Origin of the sequence: Nonomuraea sp. NPDC050547, assembly GCF_044457345.1 — a bacterium.
Lineage (GTDB): Bacteria > Actinomycetota > Actinomycetes > Streptosporangiales > Streptosporangiaceae > Nonomuraea.
In genome coordinates this window covers 279560-298527 of sequence record NZ_JBITGW010000018.1, presented here as the reverse complement: position 1 = coordinate 298527, position 18968 = coordinate 279560, and the positions used below count along the sequence as shown (strand labels likewise).

The 18968-nt window shown below is 71.3% G+C and carries 19 protein-coding genes; 8 read left to right on the top strand and 11 right to left on the bottom strand.

The genetic code is table 11. The features are described 5' to 3' along the window. The first annotated feature begins 5 nt into the window (after window positions 1–5). Complete coding sequence (locus ACIBHY_RS39245) at window positions 6–860, top strand: bifunctional methylenetetrahydrofolate dehydrogenase/methenyltetrahydrofolate cyclohydrolase (RefSeq protein WP_397256504.1); 855 nt, start codon at window positions 6–8, stop codon at window positions 858–860. Here the strand turns inward: ACIBHY_RS39245 and ACIBHY_RS39240 are convergent. The 3 genes from ACIBHY_RS39240 to ACIBHY_RS39230 are packed head-to-tail and all read right to left on the bottom strand — an operon-like array spanning window position 834 to window position 2898. Continuing rightward, the gene (locus tag ACIBHY_RS39240) at window positions 834–1619 is read right to left on the bottom strand and encodes an ABC transporter permease (protein WP_397256502.1); all 786 of its coding nucleotides are present in this window, start codon (window positions 1617–1619) and stop codon (window positions 834–836) included. The two genes, ACIBHY_RS39245 and ACIBHY_RS39240, sit on opposite strands and share 27 nt — an antisense overlap. After that, the gene (locus ACIBHY_RS39235) at window positions 1616–2530 is read right to left on the bottom strand and encodes an ATP-binding cassette domain-containing protein (protein WP_397256500.1); all 915 of its coding nucleotides are present in this window, start codon (window positions 2528–2530) and stop codon (window positions 1616–1618) included. The genes ACIBHY_RS39240 and ACIBHY_RS39235 overlap by 4 nt, the downstream gene beginning before the upstream one ends. After that, window positions 2527–2898 carry a helix-turn-helix transcriptional regulator gene (locus ACIBHY_RS39230; protein WP_397256498.1) on the bottom strand — a complete coding sequence of 124 codons (372 nt, stop codon included), beginning with the start codon at window positions 2896–2898 and terminating at the stop codon, window positions 2527–2529. Before ACIBHY_RS39230 ends, ACIBHY_RS39235 begins: the two co-directional genes overlap by 4 nt. Before the next feature lie 64 nt (window positions 2899–2962). Between ACIBHY_RS39230 and ACIBHY_RS39225 the strand changes: the two genes are divergently transcribed. Further along, on the top strand, window positions 2963–4027 hold the full coding sequence (locus ACIBHY_RS39225; RefSeq protein WP_397256496.1) for a winged helix DNA-binding domain-containing protein: 1065 nt from the start codon (window positions 2963–2965) through the stop codon (window positions 4025–4027). Here the strand turns inward: ACIBHY_RS39225 and ACIBHY_RS39220 are convergent. Together ACIBHY_RS39220 and ACIBHY_RS39215 are read right to left on the bottom strand one after the other, a co-directional pair. Then, window positions 4021–4443: a nucleoside deaminase gene (locus tag ACIBHY_RS39220; protein ID WP_397309335.1), complete on the bottom strand. Its 423-nt coding sequence runs from the start codon at window positions 4441–4443 to the stop codon at window positions 4021–4023. The genes ACIBHY_RS39225 and ACIBHY_RS39220 overlap by 7 nt on opposite strands. Continuing rightward, entirely contained in the window at window positions 4440–5282 is an 843-nt protein-coding gene (locus tag ACIBHY_RS39215) for an LLM class flavin-dependent oxidoreductase (RefSeq protein WP_397256493.1), read from the bottom strand. The genes ACIBHY_RS39220 and ACIBHY_RS39215 overlap by 4 nt, the downstream gene beginning before the upstream one ends. Before the next feature lie 93 nt (window positions 5283–5375). On the opposite strand from ACIBHY_RS39215, the gene ACIBHY_RS39210 reads away from it, so the two are divergent. Then, the gene (locus ACIBHY_RS39210; RefSeq protein ID WP_379610072.1) at window positions 5376–5825 is read left to right on the top strand and encodes an Lrp/AsnC family transcriptional regulator; all 450 of its coding nucleotides are present in this window, start codon (window positions 5376–5378) and stop codon (window positions 5823–5825) included. Here the strand turns inward: ACIBHY_RS39210 and ACIBHY_RS39205 are convergent. Both ACIBHY_RS39205 and ACIBHY_RS39200 read right to left on the bottom strand, forming a co-directional pair. Further along, complete coding sequence (locus ACIBHY_RS39205) at window positions 5822–6679, bottom strand: MurR/RpiR family transcriptional regulator (RefSeq protein WP_397256490.1); 858 nt, start codon at window positions 6677–6679, stop codon at window positions 5822–5824. The two genes, ACIBHY_RS39210 and ACIBHY_RS39205, sit on opposite strands and share 4 nt — an antisense overlap. Next, the gene (locus tag ACIBHY_RS39200) at window positions 6676–8091 is read right to left on the bottom strand and encodes a glycoside hydrolase family 3 protein (protein WP_397309334.1); all 1416 of its coding nucleotides are present in this window, start codon (window positions 8089–8091) and stop codon (window positions 6676–6678) included. Before ACIBHY_RS39200 ends, ACIBHY_RS39205 begins: the two co-directional genes overlap by 4 nt. 91 nt (window positions 8092–8182) lie before the next feature. Between ACIBHY_RS39200 and ACIBHY_RS39195 the strand changes: the two genes are divergently transcribed. Together ACIBHY_RS39195 and ACIBHY_RS39190 are read left to right on the top strand one after the other, a co-directional pair. After that, on the top strand, window positions 8183–9709 hold the full coding sequence (locus tag ACIBHY_RS39195; RefSeq protein WP_397309333.1) for a glycoside hydrolase family 10 protein: 1527 nt from the start codon (window positions 8183–8185) through the stop codon (window positions 9707–9709). Between the two features lie 8 nt (window positions 9710–9717). Then, complete coding sequence (locus ACIBHY_RS39190; RefSeq protein ID WP_397256484.1) at window positions 9718–10833, top strand: anhydro-N-acetylmuramic acid kinase; 1116 nt, start codon at window positions 9718–9720, stop codon at window positions 10831–10833. On the opposite strand, the gene ACIBHY_RS39185 is transcribed toward ACIBHY_RS39190, so the two are convergent. Further along, window positions 10828–11472, bottom strand: coding sequence for an FHA domain-containing protein (locus ACIBHY_RS39185; RefSeq protein ID WP_184957917.1), 645 nt, complete (start codon window positions 11470–11472; stop codon window positions 10828–10830). The two genes, ACIBHY_RS39190 and ACIBHY_RS39185, sit on opposite strands and share 6 nt — an antisense overlap. Window positions 11473–11763: 291 nt before the next feature. Here ACIBHY_RS39185 and ACIBHY_RS39180 point away from each other — a divergent pair, with 291 nt between their 5' ends. Next, the gene (locus ACIBHY_RS39180; RefSeq protein ID WP_397309332.1) at window positions 11764–12876 is read left to right on the top strand and encodes a citrate/2-methylcitrate synthase; all 1113 of its coding nucleotides are present in this window, start codon (window positions 11764–11766) and stop codon (window positions 12874–12876) included. Further along, entirely contained in the window at window positions 12863–13162 is a 300-nt protein-coding gene (locus ACIBHY_RS39175; RefSeq protein WP_397309331.1) for a DUF3017 domain-containing protein, read from the top strand. Before ACIBHY_RS39180 ends, ACIBHY_RS39175 begins: the two co-directional genes overlap by 14 nt. A 42-nt stretch (window positions 13163–13204) precedes the next feature. Here the strand turns inward: ACIBHY_RS39175 and ACIBHY_RS39170 are convergent, their stop codons facing one another. Then, on the bottom strand, window positions 13205–15406 hold the full coding sequence (locus ACIBHY_RS39170) for an NADP-dependent isocitrate dehydrogenase (RefSeq protein ID WP_397256478.1): 2202 nt from the start codon (window positions 15404–15406) through the stop codon (window positions 13205–13207). Window positions 15407–15596: 190 nt separating this feature from the next. Between ACIBHY_RS39170 and ACIBHY_RS39165 the strand changes: the two genes are divergently transcribed. Continuing rightward, window positions 15597–16622: a polysaccharide deacetylase family protein gene (locus tag ACIBHY_RS39165; RefSeq protein WP_397256476.1), complete on the top strand. Its 1026-nt coding sequence runs from the start codon at window positions 15597–15599 to the stop codon at window positions 16620–16622. Here the strand turns inward: ACIBHY_RS39165 and ACIBHY_RS39160 are convergent. Both ACIBHY_RS39160 and ACIBHY_RS39155 read right to left on the bottom strand, forming a co-directional pair. Continuing rightward, on the bottom strand, window positions 16619–17554 hold the full coding sequence (locus tag ACIBHY_RS39160) for a hypothetical protein (protein WP_397309330.1): 936 nt from the start codon (window positions 17552–17554) through the stop codon (window positions 16619–16621). The two genes, ACIBHY_RS39165 and ACIBHY_RS39160, sit on opposite strands and share 4 nt — an antisense overlap. Beyond that, a complete protein-coding gene (locus ACIBHY_RS39155; protein ID WP_397309329.1) occupies window positions 17551–18939 on the bottom strand; it encodes a hypothetical protein in 1389 nt (462 codons plus the stop codon). Before ACIBHY_RS39155 ends, ACIBHY_RS39160 begins: the two co-directional genes overlap by 4 nt. Between the last annotated feature and the right edge of the window lie 29 nt (window positions 18940–18968).

Sequence of the window (18968 nt, the reverse complement as noted above, 5' to 3'; positions counted from 1 at the left end):
GAGCCATGACGGCAGTGAAACTCGACGGCAAGGCCACCGCCGCGAAGATCAAGGCAGACCTGGCGACCAACGTGGCAGCCCTGAAGGACAGGGGCATCACCCCCGGACTCGGCACCGTCCTGGTGGGCGAGGACCCGGGCAGCCAGATCTACGTCGCGGGCAAGCACCGCGACTCCGAGGAGATCGGCATCACCTCGATCCGCGTGGACCTGCCGGCGACGGCCACCCAGGCCGAGGTGGAATCGGCCATCGACGAGCTCAACGCCGCCCCCGAGTGCACCGGCTACATCGTCCAGCTCCCGCTGCCGAAGCACCTGGACACCATGGCGCTGCTGGAGCGCATGGACCCCGCCAAGGACGCCGACGGCCTGCACCCCGTGAACCTGGGGCGCCTGGTCCACATGGTCGACGCGCCGCTGCCCTGCACCCCGCACGGCATCGTGCTGCTTCTGCAGGAGTACGGCATCCCGCTGAAGGGCGCCGACGTCTGCGTGGTGGGCCGCGGCATCACCGTGGGCCGCTCGCTCGGCCTGCTCCTGACCCGCAGGAGCGAGAACGCCACCGTCACCCTGTGCCACACCGGCACCCAGGACCTGGCCGGGCACGTCAGAAGGGCCGACATCGTGGTGGCGGCGGCGGGCGTACCCGGGCTGATCACCGCCGACATGGTGAAGCCGGGCGCGGCCGTACTCGACGTGGGCGTCTCCCGGGTGGACGGCAAGATCGCCGGAGACGTGGCCCCCGACGTCGCCGAGGTGGCCGGCCACCTCACCCCCAACCCCGGCGGCGTGGGCCCCATGACGCGCGCCCTCCTGCTGTCCAACGTCGTGGAATCAGCCGGACGTACGGCGCAGCCGTAGCACGGCCAGGGTCATGAAGACCGCGGTCAGGGCGAGTATCCAGACCGCGGTGACGAGGGCGGCCTCGCCCGCCTCGCGGCCGGAGAACCAGGCGCGGAGCGTGTCGACCATAGCGGTGACCGGGCTGTGGTCGGCGAACGCGCGTACCGGGCCCGGCATCGTGGCGGTGGGGACGAACGCCGAGCTGACGAACGTGAACGGCAGCACCCAGACCAGCCCCATGCCCTGGGCCGCCTCCCCGCTCCTGGCCATCAGCCCGATCCACGCCGCCACCCAGGAGAAGGCGAAGCCGAACGCCAGCAGCAGCCCGAACCCCGCCGCGATCCGGCCGGGCGAGCCGTGGAAGCGGAAGCCCACCAGCAGACCGCAGCCGAGCATGACGGTCAGCGTGATGACGCCGCGCAGCACCTCGGAGGCGATGCGGCCGAGCAGCACCGACGAGCGGGTCATGGGCAGTGACCGGAAGCGGTCCATGACGCCGTTTCGCATGTCCTCGGCCAGGCCGACGGCCACCGCGCCGATCGAGCTGAACAGGATCATCTGCACGAAGACGGCCGGGATGAGCGCCTGCACGTAGTCGCCGCCGGGCACCTCGATCGCGCCGCCGAAGACGTAGGCGAACAGCAGGATGAAGACGACGGGCTGGATCAGCGCGTACATGAGCAGCAGGCCGGGGGCGCGCACGATGCGCCTGGTGTTGCGGCCGGCCATCAGCCAGGCGTCGCGCAGCCACCATCGCGGGCCGGTCAGCCGGTTCACCGGTCTCCTCCGGTGAGGGCGAGGAAGGCGTCGTCGAGGGTGGGGCGGCGCAGGGCCAGGCCGGTGATGGGCACTCCGGCGGCGTCGAGGTCGCGCAGCAGGTCGGGCAGCACGCTCTCGGCCACGGGGACGGTGATGGTCTCGCCCTCCAGGGTGGGGCGGGCGCCGTACCTGCTCATGGCCTCGATCGCGGCCGGGGCCTGGCGGGGGTCGGCGAGGACGACCTCGGCGCGCGCGCCCCCGGCGCGGGCCTTGAGCTGTTCAGGGGTGCCGGTGGCGACGGCCCTGCCCCGGTCGATGACGGTGACGGCGGAGGCCAGGCGGTCGGCCTCCTCCAGGTACTGGGTGGTGAGCAGGATCGTGGTGCCCTGCTCGGGCAGCCGCCGGATGGCCGACCACAGGGTGCGGCGCGAGCGCGGGTCGAGGCCGGTGGTGGGCTCGTCGAGGAAGAGGGCGCGCGGCCGGGTCATCAGGCTGGCGGCCAGGTCGAGGCGGCGGCGCATGCCACCGGAGTAGGTGCCGGCCCGGCGTCCGGCGGCCGCGCCCAGCTCGAAGGCGGTCAGGAGGTCGTCGGCCAGGCGGTGGGCCTCCTTGCGCGACAGGCGGTAGAGACGGCCGACGAGCACGAGGTTCTCGCGCCCGGTGAGCAGATCGTCCACCGCGGTGAACTGCCCGGTCAGCCCGATGAGCGCACGCACCTGGTACGGCTGCGCCGTCACCGACCTGCCGCCCACCTCGGCCCGCCCGGAGTCCGGCCGCAGGAGCGTGGCCAGGATTCTGATCACCGTTGACTTGCCTGCCCCGTTGGGCCCGAGCAGCGCGGTGATCGAGCCCTCCGCCACGTCCAGGTCGAGCCCGTCCAGGGCGACGACGCCCCGGTAGGCCTTGCGGAGGTTCTCCACGAGGATCATGGGGCTCCGTCCCGGCACAGGGCGTCGATGAGCTTGGCCAGCGCCCGCTGCGCGCCGGCCGAGGCGCGCGGCCCGACGGCGGCCAGCGAGGCGACCAGCGCGGCCGCCTCGCCGGGTGTGAAGATCAACGGCGGCAGCACGGAGCGGGCGTCGATGGAGTAGCCCCCTCCGGGTCCGCGCCGGGAGACGACGGGCACCCCGGCCTCCAGGAGGTCGGCGAGGTCGCGCTCGACCGTGCGCGCGCTGACGCCCAGCCGCCCGGCCAGCGACCCGGCGGTGAGGCCCCGGGGCGCGGTGGCCCTGAGCTCCTCGATCAGCCGGTGCTGGCGTTCGACGCGGGGGACCAGCGCGTGGATGCTGATGAGCATGACTCCACGTTAAGGAGCGGTACCCGACAATCCTATGTCGGTCTTCGCTGCTACTAATGGCGGTATGACGCCGATTTCCCTCCGCCAGCTCAACCGGACTCTGCTCGAACGCCACTTCCTGGCCGAGCGCACCGGCAGGTCCGTGATCGACGTCATCCGGCACGTGGTGGTGCTGCAGGGCCAGGAGCCCAACTGGCCGTACGTCGGGCTGTGGTCGCGGGTGGAGGGTTTCCGCCGTGCCGACCTGGAGTCGCTGGTCGCCGGCCGCACGGTGGTGCGCTCGACGATGGTGCGCAGGACCATGCACCTGGCCGACGCCGCCGACTTCGCGTGGTTGCGGCCGAGCGTGCGGCCCATCGTGGAGGTGGCGCTCACGCACCCCTACTACGCCGACGAGATCGCCGGAGTCGACCTGCCCGCGCTGGCCGAGGCGGGCCGGGCGGCGCTGGCCGGGCGCAGCCTCACCCGGGGCGCGCTGGGCGCCCTGCTCGCCGAGCGCTTCCCGGTACCGGTGCCCAGACGGCTGGCCGACGCGGTGGAACTGCTCCTGCCACTGGTGCACACGCCGCCCGCCGCGGCCTGGGGGCGGTGGGGGAACCGGACGGGCATCGAGATGGCGCTGGCCGAGGAGTGGACGGGCCGGCCCATGGAGCCGGGACCGGCGCTGGAGACGCTGGTGCTGCGCTACCTCGCCGCGTACGGCCCGGCCACCGTGATGGACATCCAGGCCTGGGCCGGCGTGACCCGGCTGCGCGAGATCGTGGACCGGCTGCGGCCGAAGCCGGCGGTGTACGAGGGGCCGGGCGGCAAGGAGCTGTTCGACCTGCCCGGCGCCCCGATCGCCGACCCCGACCGGCCCGTGCCGGTACGGTTCCTGCCGGCGTTCGACACCGCCCTGCTCGGCCACCGCGACCGCACCCGGGTGATCAGCGAGGAGCACCGCAAGCGGTTCGCCAAGGGCGCGTCAGGCGGGGTGCCCATGTTCCTGGTGGACGGGTTCGTCCGCGGCACCTGGTCGGTCGCCGGGCAGGACCTGGTCGTGAAGCCGCTGACCCCGCTGTCGGACGAGGAGGACGCCGCCGTGGCCGAGGAGGCGGGGCGCCTGCGCGAGTTCATCCGGGCTCAGTAGTAGCCCTCCACCGGGACGCGGGCCTCGTCGAAGAGCGCCGGGCCGTCCAGGCGCACCTCCGCCGAGGTGACGATCGACTTGAGGCCGTCGAGCTGGGCGCCGGACAGCGCGTAGACGACCCGGCCGAGGCCGGAGCGCTCGATCGCGCCGGCGCACATGCCGCAGGGCTGGCAGCTCGTGTACATCGTGGTGGCCGCCGCGGTGGCCGGGTCGAGCTCGCGCGCCGCCCAGCGGGCGAGCTTGAGCTCCGGGTGCGCGGTGATGTCGCGGTCGGTGATCGTGGTGTTGTGGTCCTCGACCAGGACGCTGCCGTCGGCCGCGGCCAGCAGCGAGCCGAAGGGCGGGTTGCCCGAGGCCCTGCCCTTGGCCGCCAGCGCGATGGCGCGGCGCAGCAGGCTTTCTTCGTCGGGTGTCACAGGTGCTCCCATCGTGCGGAGACGGTGGCCAGAGCCTGCCAGGCCACCTCTGGGTGAAGGGTCTCGTCCGGGTCGCCGTTGAACGGGTCGAGCAGGACGCTCTGGGCGCCGAGCGAGCGCAGTTCTTCCAGGTCGCCGAGGATCTGGCCGATCGTGCCGACGCCCGCCGGGCGGTCCTGGCCGGTCTCGGGGGAGTCGGTCAGCCGCAGGACGATGCGCGGGGCCAGCGCGGGCGCCGGCCGTTCCAGCTCGTCGGCGAGCTCATGCAGCCGCGACAGACGCTCGCGCAACGCGGCCGGGGTGAGGCGCAGCGGGTGCCAGGCCTCGCCGAGCAGCACCGCCCGGCGCAGCGCCGCGTCGGCGCCGCCGCCCACCCAGATGGGGATGTCCCCCTCGCCGTAGTCGCCGGTGTCGGCCCACGCCGAGCGGATGGTCCGCAGATGCTCGTCGGTCAGCTTTCCTCGTGCCTGGTACGGCACGCCGAGCGCCTCGAACTCCTGCCGCGCCCATCCGGCGCCCACACCCAGCACGAACCGCCCGCCGCTGAGCCGGTCGAGATTGGCCGCCATCCGGGCGACCAGCAGCGGATGCCGGTAGGGCACGATGAGCACGGTGGTGCCGAGCCTGACCCGCTCGGTCACCCCGGCCAGCCAGGACAGCGTGGTGAAGGGCTCGTAGAAGGGCGCGGGATACTGCGCGGCCACGTCGGGCGTGATGGCCACGTGGTCGGAGACCATGAGCAGCCCGTATCCGAGCCCCTCGACGGTCTGCGCCCATCGCCGGAGAGTGCCAGGGTCGGTGCCGGGCCCGAAGTTGGGTACGTTGACGCCAAGTTCCACGTGATCAGGCTATCCACGGGCGGCCTGGAGCCGGAAGGCCGACCCAACGGCATACGCGGGCGATCACCGGGAATCCGCCGGTATTTTGGACCCATGGCCGTGAATCTCGACGCCACCGACTGGGCGATCCTGGCCGAGCTCCAGCGCGACGGGCGCATCCCCCTGTCCGAGCTGGGGCGCCGGGTCAGCCTGAGCGCCTCGGCCACCACCGAACGGGTCCGGCGCCTGGAGTCGACCGGCGTGATCACCGGCTACTCCGCCGCGGTCGACCTCGCGGCGGTCGGCTACGCGGTGCTCGCCATCGTGCGCCTGAAGTACCCGGGCAGCCGCCACGAGCCACTGCACCGGCTGCTCGGTCAGCGCCCGGAGATCCTGGAGTGCCTGCGCACCACGGGCGACGACTGCTATGTGATGAAGGTCGCCGCCTCCTCGATGGCGCACCTGGAAGAGATCGTCAACGACCTGGCCGAGTTCGGCAGCGCCAACACCAACCTCGTCTACAGTCAGACCCTGCCCTACCGGGGCCCCAACCCCCGGCGTTAGCGGCCCTGATAGCGGTCGGTGGCCTCCCTCGTGGCGCGGATGGCGGCGTCGGCGGTCTCGTAGGTGCGCTGGGCAAGGCCGACGAAGATGCAGTCCACGATGAGCAGCTGGCTGATCCGGCTGGCCAGCGCGCCCGGCCGGAACGCGGTCTCGCGACCGGCCGAGACCAGCGTGTGGTCGGCCATGTGCGCCAGGGACGAGCGCGGGTTGTTGGTGATGGCCACGAGCGTGGCCCCGGCGTCCTTCCCGGTCTTCGCCGGGACGAGCACGTCCGGGGTCTCGCCGCTGCAGCTGATCGCCACCACCACATCGTTCTCGCGCAGCAGGGCCGCGCTGGTCAGCGCCAGGTGGGCGTCGCAGAACGGGTGGGTGGACAGGCCTATGCGCAGGAGTTTCTGCGACATGTCGGTGGCGACCAGGCCGGAGGCGGCCACGCCGTACACGTCCACGCGGCGTGCCCTGACGATGGCCGCCACGACCTCGTCGAGCTGGTCGGGGTCGAGCTGGGCGGCGGTGTCGGCCAGCGCCTCGTACTCGGCCCTGGCCACCTTGGCGATCACGTCGGTGAGCGGGTCGTCGGGGCCCAGGTCGCCGGGCACCAGCCGTTCGGGCTCCTTGGCCACCGCGGCGGCCAGCGCGAAGCGCATCTGTGAGTATCCGGCGAAGCCGAGCGCGCGGGCGGTGCGCACGATCGTCGCCTCGCTGGTGCCGGAGACGGCGCTGAACTCCGTGATCGTGCTCCTGACGACCAGGCCCGGATCGTCGAGGATGATCCGGGCGATGGCCTGCGCGGCGGGAGTCAGCGACGGCAGTACGGCCCGCACCGCCGCCACCGGGTTGGCCGGCTCGCTCACGTGGTGAGCCATTCCGCCGCGGCCTCGGCCGAGACGCGCGAGAGCCCGTTGGTCGCGACGAACGCGGCGCCCGCCGGTTCGCCGGGAATGCCGGTGTCCACGACGACCGCGTCCGGGCGCGCCCGCACGGCCTGCGCGATCCGCTCCCTGACCCAGTCGTGCCGCGCCGAGTCGTGCACCACGAGCACCACGGGCCGCTCGTCGAAGGCGGGCAGCTCGCCCTCGGCGGCCATCACGACCCGCTCGGTGCCGGGCAGCCGGGCGGCCAGCGCCGCGGTCAGGCCGGTCGGCGTCGAGGGGTCGACGGCCTGGTTGAGCCGCGTGTTGACCTCGACGACGAGCGGCGCCCCCGCCAGCGTGGCGGCGCCGGTGACGGTCAGCGCCGCCCTGGCCGCCTCCAGGCCCACGCCGGGGTCCTCGGCGGCCGAACGGTCCTGCTTGCCGTACCACTCGGCGATCGCGCGCACCCGCGCGGCCGCTTCCGCCAGTCGCGACTCGGCCAGCTCGCCGGAGCGCACGGCGGCCGCGATCGCGTCCCGCAGTTCGTGCAGGCCCCGCTCGGTGGTGATGCCGACGCAGATGGCGTCCACGCCCGCGGCGAGCGCGCGCACGGCGATCTCGCCGGGCGTGTACCGGGCCGCGACGGCCTTCATCTCGATCGCGTCGGTGACGAGCATGCCGTCGAAGCCGAGCTCCTCACGCAGCAACCCCGTCAGCACGGTACGGCTCAGCGTCGCGGGCAGCGACGGGTCCAGGGCGGGCACCAGCAGGTGGCCGCACATGACCGAGCGCACCCCGGCGGCGATCGCCGCGCGGAACGGCGGCAGGTCGCGCTCCCACAGCTCCTCCACGGAGGCGTGCACGGTGGGCAGCGCCAGGTGGGAGTCGGTGATGGTGTCGCCGTGGCCCGGGAAGTGCTTGGCGCAGGCGGCCACCCCGGCGCTCTGGAGACCGCGGATGTAGGCGACGGCGTGCCTGGACACCAGGTCGGGGGCAGGGCCGAAGGAGCGGACGCCGATGACCGGGTTGGCGGGGTTGGCGTTGACGTCGACGGAGGGCGCGTAGTCGAGGGTGACGTCGGCCTCGGCCAGCATGCGGCCGATCTGCCTGCCGACCCGCTCGGTGAGCGCCTCGTCGTCGGCCACGCCGAGCGCGCGGTTGCCGGGGAAGGAGCTGCCCGACCTGGCCTCGAAGCGGGTGACGACGCCGCCTTCCTCGTCGACGGCGATCACGGTGTCGGGGTTCTCGGCGCGGATCTGGGGGATGAGGCGTTCGCTCGGGAGGTTGCGGGCGAACAGTACGGCGCCCCCCAATCCCTCGCCGAGCGCCCTGCGCAGCCAGTCGGGGGCGGTGGTCCCCTCGAAGCCAGGCTGGAGCACGGCCATGGCGAGTCGGTGGAGGTCAGGCGACATACGGCATTTTCCTTCACAATCGTTGATCTGAAGGTAATTTTCTGTCATCGTCGCCCCAGACACAACCACTTCCCGAGAGGCCACCCCCCCAATGCCCAGCAGACGGACCGTTTTCAAGGGTCTCGCCCTCGCCGCCGCAGCCTCCGTCGTCCCCCTGCCCGCCTACGCCGCCGCCGACTATGTGCCGCCGTTGCGTCAGATGCGCGGCATGTGGATCGCCTCCGTGGTCAACATCAACTGGCCCTCGAAGAAGGGGCTGTCGGTCGAGGAGCAGAAGGCCGAGTACCTGGCCTGGCTCGACCTGGCCGTCGAGCGCAAGCTCAACTCGGTGTTCGTGCAGATCCGGCCCACGGCGGACGCGTTCTGGCCGTCGCCGTTCGAGCCGTGGTCGGAGTGGATCACCGGGGTTCAGGGGCAGGACCCGGGTTACGACCCGCTCGGCTTCGCCGTCGAGGAGACCCACAAGCGCGGCCTGGCCTTCCACGCGTGGTTCAACCCCTACCGGGTCTCGATGCAGCCCGACCCGGCCAAGCTCCACCCCGACCACCCCGGCCGCAAGAACCCCGACTGGATCCTGCCGTTCGGCGGCAAGCTCTACTACAACCCGGGCATGCCCGAGGTCCGCAAGTTCTGCCAGGACGCGATGCTCGACGCGATCACCCGCTACGACATCGACGGCCTGCACTTCGACGACTACTTCTACCCGACCAACACCGCGGCCTTCGACGACAGCGCCGCCTTCGCCAAGTACGGGGCGGGCTACCCCGACCTGGCCGCCTGGCGGCGCAACAACGTCGACCTCATGGTCTCGGAGATGCAGCAGCGCGTACGGCAGGCCAAGCCCGAGGTCTCCTGGGGCATCAGCCCGTCGGGCATCTGGCGCAACAAGGCCAGCGACCCGCTCGGCTCCGACACCGCCGGCGGCCAGTCCTACGACGGCCTGCACGCCGACACCCGCGGATGGGTGAAGAAGGGCTGGCTCGACTACATCGCGCCGCAGCTCTACTGGTACATCGGCCAGCCGCCCGCCGACTACGCCAAGCTCGTGCCCTGGTGGTCGGACGTGGCCAAGGGCACCGGCACCATGCTGTGGATCGGCCAGGCCGCGTACAAGGCGGGCGACCCCGCCCAGGCGCCGCAGTGGCAGGAGACGGGCGAGCTGTCCAAGCACCTCACGCTCAACCGCAACCACCCGGAGATCACCGGCGACATCTGGTTCAGCGCCGGCGACGTCCGGGCGGACCGCCTCAAGTCCGTCACCACCGCGGTCAACGACCACCATCAGCGGCCCGCGCTGGCGCCGCTGCTGCCGCGCCTGGCCGGCGGGCGCGCGCCCGGTCGTCCGGTGCTCGCGCTGGCCCGCAAGGTCGGGGACGGGGTCGAGGTCAAGATGGTGGCGACCGGGCGCGAGGAGCCGTTCCAGTTCGCGGTCTTCCGCTCCGCCACCCGGCTCACCTCCTTCGAGGACGCGCGCAACCTGGTGGCCGTGGTGCCCGGCGACCGGATCGTGCGCTGGACCGACCCGGACGGCAAGCGGGGCGACTACTACTACGTGGTGGCGGTGGACCGGGTGAGCAGGACGTCCCGGCCCAGCAACCCCTTCCGCGTGGTGTTTTAGGGAGATTTATGCGGGTTCTTGGGTTGATGTCGGGGACCTCCCACGACGGGATCGACAGCGCCATCGTCGACTGGTCGATGGAGGACGGCCTGCTCTCGGGGACGATCCTCGCCACCGGCGAGCGGCCCTACCCCGGCGGCCTGAGAGCCCGCATCGTCGCCGCCCTCCCGCCCGGCGACGTGAGCATGGGTGAGGTCTGCGCGCTGGACACGCTGATCGGCCAGGAGTTCGCCGAGGCCGCCCGTGACGCCGGGCCCGCCGACCTGATCTGCTCGCACGGGCAGACGTTCTTCCACTGGGTCTCCGGCGGGCAGGTCCTGGGCACGCTCCAGCTCGGCCAGCCCGCCTGGATCGCCGAGCGCACCGGGCTGCCGGTCGTCTCCGACGTACGCGTGCGTGACGTGACCGCCGGCGGGCAGGGCGCGCCGCTGGTGTCCTACCTCGACCTGCTCATGCTCAACGGGGTCGAGGGCCGCTCGGGGGCGCTCAATCTCGGCGGCATCGCCAACCTGACCGTGGCCGGGGCGGCCATCGCCTACGACACCGGGCCGGCGGGCGCGCTGATCGACGCCGCGGCGCCGCCGTACGACAAGGACGGGGTGCTCGGCGCCGCGGGGACGGTGGACGAGAGCCTGCTGGAGGCGCTGCTCGCCGAGCCGTACTACCGCGAGGCGGCGCCCAAGACGACGGGCAAGGAGCTGTTCACGCCCGGGTACGTGCGGCGGGCGCTGGCGGGGCGCGCGGAGATCGCGCGGCCCGACCTCGTGGCCACGCTGACCGCGCTCACGGCCGAGACCGTGGCCGCCGAGATCCGGCGGCACGAACTCGACACCGTCGTCGTCTCCGGCGGCGGCGTGCGCAACCCCACGCTCATGGGCATGCTGCGCGCACGCACGACGGCCCGCCTCGTACCCAGCGACGAGCTGGGCGTGCCCTCGGACGCGAAGGAGGCCATCGCCTTCTCGCTGTTCGGCTGGCTGACCGCGCACGGTCTGCCGGCCACCGTGCCCAGCTGCACAGGTGCAGCCGGGCCACGCGTCCTGGGCACGATAACGCCGGGCTCCGGGCCACTCGTGCTGCCGGAACCCCTCGCCGAAGCCCCGGTAGCGATCCGATTCCTATGAAGCCCTGCGCCCCGCCGCCGATGGTTGCTCGGTGGGGGAACCTGACCGCTGTGGCGGCACCACGGGGGTGGGGCGGACCAGACCCAGCGCGACGACCTCGTTGGCCAGCCGCGTGCGCCGGTTGGTGCCCTCAGGGATCCTGAACTTCTGGTACAGCCGCAGCAGGTGCTGCTTGACCGCGGCTTCGGTCACCACCAGGTCGTCGGCGATCTCCCTTGCGGTCGCCGGTGCGACGAACGCCTCGTCCGACAGCGCGGGGCGGCACAGGGAGGTCAGCACGTCGACCTCTCTGCGGGTCAGCTCGGGGGCCGCCGCCCTTCTCAGCTCCACCTCGGGGGTGAAGTCCTCGCGCGGAACCCCGCCGATCCGGCCACGCGCGGCGCCGAAGGAGACGACGTCGCCGTCGTCGAGAACCCTCCGGGCGATCGGCCTGCCGTTCACCCGCGTGCCGTTGCGGGACAGTCCCAGGTCAACGACGTACAGGTAGGGTCCTCTCCGGACGAATTCGGCATGGAGCCGAGACACGCTGGGATCGGTGAGTCGGATGTCGACACCGCGACCTCTGCCGACCGTCGTGATCTCGGGGCGCAACGGGACGACCTCGCCAGTGTCCTCGATGCGTATGAACGGCCCCTCCACGGCAGTTCCCTTCCGTTAGCGGACGCAGCGTGAGACGGCGGCAGTTCCTCCTCGGGTAGCCCGCCGTAACTATTACTACAGCTCCGGCTTACCCAAACGAGGGGATGCGGAATCGCCTTTGCCATAAGGAGAATCCAGCGTGAAATTGGTCTGGACCTTTGCGGACGGTTTTGCCAGCTCACGGGTAGACTTCCAGGCACGATAAGCGGAGGAAACACTCGTGGCGGGACATCTGCCACGAAGAGCGGATAACTCCGCCACAACCGCGAGCGGAGCGAGCCAAGGAGCACGATGGACAAGCCCACCAAAGGCCTGGCCGACGTCGTAGCCGCGTCCACAGCGCTCAGCGACATCGACGGGAAGGCCGGCCGTCTGTTCTATCGGGGATACGACATCCACGATCTGGCCGGCCGAGCGACGTTCGAAGAGACCGCCCATCTGCTCCAGCGCGGTACGCTCCCCGACCGTGCCGAGCTCCAGGCCTACGGTGACGAGCTCGTCGCCGGGCGCGAACTGGGCCCGCTGGTCTCCGCCAACGTCGCGGAGATCGCCGAGAAGCAGAAGCCCATGGAGGCGTTGCGCTCGCTGGTCTCGCTGGCCAGCGCCGACGACCCCGACCGCGACTCCATCGAGCCGGAAGCCGACCTGCGCAAGGCCGCCCGGCTGACCGCCCAGCAGCCGCTGCTGGTCGCCCGCTACCACGCCGCCCGCTCGGGCAAGGGTGTCCCGGAGAGCGACCCGGCCCTGAGCATCGCCGGCAACTTCCTGCTCCAGGTGACCGGCCGTACCCCTTCCCCGCGCGAGGCGGAGATCTTCGACGCCTGCCTGGTGCTGCACGCCGACCACACGATGAACGCCTCGACGTTCGCCGCCCGCGTCTGCGCCGCGACGCTGTCGGACATGCACTCGGCCATCGTGGCCGCGATCGGCACGCTGAAGGGCCCGCTGCACGGCGGCGCCAACGAGCAGGTCATGAAGACGCTGGAGTCGATCTCGCCCGACGGCGTGGCCCAGACCGTACGCGACAAGCTGGCCGCCGGCGAGAAGATCATGGGCTTCGGCCACCGCGTCTACAAGACCGAGGACCCGCGCGCCACGCACCTGCGCCGGATGTCGGAGGAACTGTCCGGCGACGAGCCGAAGTTCTACCGGATGTCCAAGGAGATGGAAGAGGTCGTCTTCGAGACCAAGGGCCTCTACCCCAACGTCGACTTCTACGCCGCCTCGGTGTACCACTACCTGGGCATCCCGACCGATCTGTTCACGCCGGTCTTCTCCATCAGCCGCATGTCCGGCTGGACCGCCCACGTGATCGAGCAACACGCGGACAACCGGCTCATCCGGCCCGATAGTGAGTACATCGGGGAACGCGACCAGAAGTGGAAGCCGATTGACGAACGATGATCAGAAGTGGGGGCCGTTTCCGCTGATCCTGGCGGGAGCGGCTCTTGCCATGCTCACGATCTTCTTCGTGGACGGCGAGTGGGGCGCGTTCGCGCTCGGCGCCGTGCTGATGGTCGCCGCCGCCCTGCGCTTCGCCGGGTACGGCGGGCTCATGGCCGTCCGGACGAGGAAGACCGACATGGTGGTCTACGGGGGATTCGGCGTGGGCCTGGTGGCCGTCGGCATGTTCCTGGAATACGGCAGTGTGCTCAAGCCCGCCGTGCTCCAGCTCCTCGGGGGAGAATGACAAAGGGCGGCGGGCCGAAGCCCACCGCCCTTCCGATGTCGCCTAGAGGCTCTCGATCGCCTGGTTGAAGGTCTTCGAGGGCCGCATCACGGCCGCCGCCTTGGCCGGGTCCGGCTGGTAGTAGCCGCCGAGGTCCACCGGCGAGCCCTGTACGGCCAGCAGCTCCGCCGCGATCGCCTGCTCCTGCTCGGCAAGGGTCTTGGCCAGACCGGCGAACGCCGCCGCCACCACGGCGTCGTCGGTCTGAGCGGCCAATTCCTGGGCCCAGTACAGGGACAGGTAGAAGTGGCTGCCGCGGTTGTCGATCGAGCCCAGCTTGCGGGCCGGCGACTTGTTCTCGTTGAGGAACGTCGCGGTCGCCCGGTCGAGCGTGTCGGCCAGGATCTGCGCCCGCGCGTTGCCGGTCGTGCGCGCCAGGTGCTCGAAGCTGGCCGCCAGCGCCAGGAACTCGCCCAGGCTGTCCCAGCGCAGGTAGTTCTCCTTGACCAGCTGCTGCACGTGCTTGGGGGCCGAGCCGCCCGCGCCGGTCTCGAACAGGCCGCCGCCGCTGAGCAGCGGGACGATCGAGAGCATCTTGGCGCTGGTGCCCAGCTCCAGGATCGGGAACAGGTCGGTCAGGTAGTCGCGCAGCACGTTGCCGGTGACCGAGATCGTGTTCTCGCCCTTGCGGATGCGCTCCAGCGAGAAGCCGATCGCCTCGACCGGGGCCATGATCTCGATCTGCAGGCCGCTGGTGTCGTGCTCGGCCAGGTAGCCGTTGACCTTCTCGATGAGGCTGGCGTCGTGGGCGCGGGTCGCGTCGAGCCAGAACACCGCCGGGTCGCCGGTGGCGCGGGCCCGGGAGACGGCCAGCTTCACCCAGTCCTGGACGGGGATGTCCTTGGTCTGGCACATGCGCCAGATGTCGCCCTGGCTCACCGCGTGCTCAAGGACGGTCTCGCCGGCGGCGTTCACCACGCGTACGGTGCCGGTGGCCGGGATCTCGAAGGTCTTGTCGTGGCTGCCGTACTCCTCGGCCTTCTGCGCCATGAGGCCGACGTTCGGAACCGAGCCCATGGTCGCCGGGTCGAGTGCGCCGTGGGCGCGGCAGTCGTCGATGACGACCTGGTAGATGCCGGCGTAGCTGCTGTCGGGGATGACGGCGAGGGTGTCGGCCTCGTTGCCGTCGGGGCCCCACATGTGGCCGGACTGGCGGATCATCGCCGGCATCGAGGCGTCGACGATGACGTCGCTCGGCACGTGCAGGTTGGTGATGCCGCGGTCGGAGTCGACCATGGCCAGCGCCGGGCCTTCGGCGAGCTCGGCCTCGAACGACGCCTTGATCTCGTCGCTCGCGCCGCCGAGGATGCCGCCCAAGCCGTCGTTCGGGCTGAGACCGGCCTGCGCGAGGGCCTCGCCGTACTGCGCGAAGGTCTTCGGGAAGAAGGCGCGCACCACGTGGCCGAAGATGATGGGGTCGGAGACCTTCATCATCGTGGCCTTGAGGTGGACGGAGAAGAGCACGTCCTCGGCCTTGGCGCGGGCGATCTGCGCGGTGAGGAACTCGCGCAGGGCGGCCACGCGCATGACCGAGGAGTCGACGATCTCGCCGGCCAGCACGGGTACGGACTCGCGCAGGACCGTCGTGGCGCCGTCGTCGCCGACCAGCTCGATGCGCAGCTCGGTGGCCTCGGGCAGGATCGCGGACTTCTCGGAGGAGCGGAAGTCGTCGGCGGTCATGTGCGCCACGTCGGTCTTGGAGCTGGGCGACCACGCGCCCATCCTGTGCGGGTGCTGCCTGGCGTAGGCCTTCACCGAGGCGGGGGCGCGGCGGTCGGAGTTGCCCTCGCGCAGCACCGGGTTGACGGCGCTGCCCTTGACCTTGTCGTAGCGGGCGCGGATGTCGCGCTCCTCGTCGGTCTTCGGGTCCTCGGGGTAGTCGGGCAGGTCGTAGCCCTGCTGGCGCAGCTCGGCGATAGCCGCCTTCAGCTGCGGGATCGAGGCCGAGATGTTGGGCAGCTTGATGATGTTCGCCGCGGGCGTCTTCGCCAGCTCGCCGAGCTCGGCAAGGGCGTCGCCGATGCGCCGGCTCTCCGTGAGCCGCTCGGGGAAGCCGGCGATGATCCGCCCGGCCAGGGAGATGTCCCGACTTTCCACCCGCACTCCGGCCTTGGCGGCGTACGCCTGGATGACCGGCAGGAACGAGTACGTGGCCAGCGCTGGGGCCTCGTCGGTGTGCGTGTAAATGATGGTCGAATCAGTCACCGGATGTCCGCTCCACGTCTGAGATTGCTTGACATCAAGATATCCGGTGGCCGCGCCGCCCGCGACCTGGCCGTGGCGGCCTCAGGTCCCCGGCTTGGCGATCTCTTTTGGAGCGGTTCGGAGTGGTTCCGCGGAGCGATGGGGAGGTCACAGGGCGTAATTGACGATCGCGTCATGAGGGAGGTTCCCGATGCGTCTGGGTGTTCTCGGGTTGGTCGCGGTGGGCGCGATCGTCGGCGGTTGCGGCTCGCAGCCGGCCGTGCAGACGGTCAGCAAAGCCGACGCGGCCATGAAGGTGCAGCAGGCCAAGCAGGCCAAAGCCGCCGCCGCGGCCAAGGTCAAGGCCAACGAACTGGGCCAGGTCCCGGTGCTCATGTACCACCGGATCGTGAAGAACCCCGGCTCCGACGACGACAGGACGCCGGAGAAGTTCCGCGCCGACCTGGAACGGCTGGTGCGCGACGGCTACGTGCCCGTCACCGCGGCCGAGTACGCGACCGGGAAGATCGGCATCCCCGCCGGCAAGCACCCCGTGGTGCTCACCTTCGACGACTCCTCGCCCTCCCAGCTCGCCCTGGACGACCTCGGCGTCCCCAGGGCCGACACGGCGGTCGCCATCCTGCAGGACGTGGCGGCGAAGAACCCCGGCTTCCGTCCCGTGGCGACCTTCTACGTCACCCGCGACATGTTCGGCAAGTCCCTGAAGGAGGAGCAGGCGCAGACGCTGCTCTGGCTCAAGGACAACGGCTTCGACATCGGCAACCACACGCTCGACCACGTCAACCTCGGCACCCGCTCGCAGAAGGAGGTGGCCGAGCAGATCGCCGCCATCCGGCAGCAGGTGCACTCGCTCGCCTCGCAGGACCCGGTGACGCTGGCCCTGCCGTACGGGAGCCAGCCGCGCAAGAAGGAGTGGGCGCTGCGCGGCAAGGGCAGTGACGGGCCCTACAACCACAGCGGCGTCTTCCTGGCCGGGTACACGCCCGCGCCGGCGCCCTACACCAAGACGTTCGACCCGCTCGGGATCCCGCGGATCAAGGCGATGGACAAGAAGGGCGACTGCTCCCAGTTCTGCTCGACGGCCTGGCTGGACTGGCTCAAGAACAACCCGGACATGCGCTTCACCTCCGACGGTGACGTCGAGACGGTGGCCTTTCCCAAGTTCAAGGCGCCGTTCCTGCGCAAGAACTTCACCGCGCGGGCGCTGCCGTACTAGTCCAGGCGGCCGATGACCGTGGACAGGCCCCGCTCCTCGACGCCTCCGGGGAGCGGGCGGCCGGTGGTCAGGTCGACGACGTTGTAGGCGATGCGGCTCAGGGGGCCGCGCAGCCGTACCAGGAGGGTGTCCTCGCCGGTCCAGCGCAGGATCGCGGTGATCGTCCAGCCCGTGGGCAGGCGCGGGGTCACGGAGCGCTCCCTGCTGATCAGGATGCTCGTCGTGGTCACGGACGTGGGCGTCACCTCCCTCGTCAACGTGGCGAACTGGCGGCCCGAGGGTGACAGGACGCCGTCGGAGGACAGGTCGCCGGGGGCGGTGAACCTGCGCAGCCTCCTGCCCTCGGGCGAGCTGACGGTGAAGAAGGTGACGCTGACCTGGCCCGGGGTGCGGTCGTCGGGCTTCAGCGTGGAGGTGATCACGCCGCTGGACGTCCAGCCGCGCGCCTCGCCGTTCAGCCGGTGTACGCGGCCCGTGGCCAGGTCGGCGACCTCGCGCCCGACAGCCAGATGGCGGCCGTCGAGGGAGAAGATCGGCTCCTGCTCGCCCCTCACCGGCAGCGGCGTGACCGTGCCGGTCATCAGATCGTGCAGGACGTATCCCTTGCCACGCCAGTAGGCGGCGCGGGTGCCGTCGTCGCTGAGCACGAACGTGTCCTCCCCGCTCGCGCCGGGCAGCCACCACTGCTCGCCGCCCGTGGAGACCAGATGCCACCGCAGGCAGGGACCGCTCTGGTCGGGGCATTCCGGCTGGTAGGCGTAGCGCATGGGTGCGGGGGCCGGGCCCCTGAGCTCGGTGGCGGGGGGCAGGGTGGCGGTGACGCCGGGCATGCTCCTGGCCATCGGCGGGCCCTGATCCTGCGGCTGCCAGACGGGAAGCACGACCCACGCCGCGATCACGAGCACGCCGGCGGCCAGCCCTCTGCGGATCACGTGATTCTCCCCGCGGCCACGATCTGGCCGGGTTCCGGCCACTCCTCCAGGCGCCGCGCCGTGCCGGTCAGCGGGTCGACCAGGTAGTGGCCGGACACGTGGGGCTCCTCCATGTCGGCGCGCAGCAGCAGCCGGCCGTCAGCGGACCATCCCAGCAGGGCGAGCTCGTAGCCGGGGCCGGGGAGTTTCAGCGGCTCGCGGGTCAGCACTTCGGCGGTGGCCGGGTCCATGGTCAGCACGTCGGCGGAGGTGACGACGGCGAGTGTCCTGCCGTCGGGCGAGAGCCGTACGTCGAGGGAGGGGTCGAAGGGCGCGCGGGACACGACCTTGCCCTGCGGGTCGAAGGTGACGAGTTCGGTGGTGAGCGCGCCCGGCAGGGTGCGGCGGCCGGCGGTCGCGACGATCCGGCCGCCGCCGATGCCGATCACGCGGGCCACTCCGGGCAGGGGCGTGGCCGATCCGGTGGGCGTGTGGACGAGCGTGGTGCCGACCGTGGCGTAGGCGCCGTCGTGGGAGAGCAGGATCTCGCCGGTGCCGGCGATCTCGCGGACGTCGGTCCTGCGCAGGTCGCGGTGGACGAGCTTGCCCGTGCCGAGCTGACGGTAGATCAGGTGGTGGCCGTCACCGCTGAGCGCGAGGGGTCCGCGCGGGTCGGCCTCGCCGAACGTCGCTTCCCGGTTGGTCTCCGGAGAGAGCACCCATCTGACGGGTTCACCCACGATCCTGGCGAACCGGACCGGGTCCGGGACCGCGACCGGGGCGAGCGTCACCGGCCGCACGGGCATCGGCAGCTCGGCGGAGATGAAGCCGAAGGCGGGCCAGAGCGCCGCCGCGATCCCGAAGGCCATCAGCGTCCTGGCCGAGCTCTTCCGGGCGGCGAACTCGGCGCCGACCAGGTCGCTGGTCCCAGCGGGCACCGCGCGCCGGTGCAGGTCTCTCAGCACCAGATGTACGGCCAGCAGCACGAAAGCCGGAATCGCCACCCAGATCCGATCGGGCATCTCCATCTCCCGGAAGAACGACCTGACCACGAGCACCGCCAGGACGCCCCAGCACAGGAGCGCGGACAACCGCCAGCCGATGGTGAGCGCCCGCGGCGTGAGGCGGAGCCGTTCTCCGAAGAATCGCGGCCGGGTGGCGGCGAGCTGAATTTCGGAGACGAGCACGCCGGCGAGCCACCCGTACAGCAAGAAGGGGAAATTCACGTTTCCCAGGAAGAAGAGGGAAAGGGCGCCGCCCGCGGCCAGTCCCGCGCCCCGCCACGAGCGGACCGCGCGCAGGTAGGCGATGGTGTCGTCGCCGTTGTAGGGCGTGATCGTCAGCCGGTGGCGCCTGGCGAAACGATCCAGGGTGACGGGGGGAAGGGATCGCGCGCTGAGTGCCAATCCAGCGATGACGGCTAAAACACCAATGG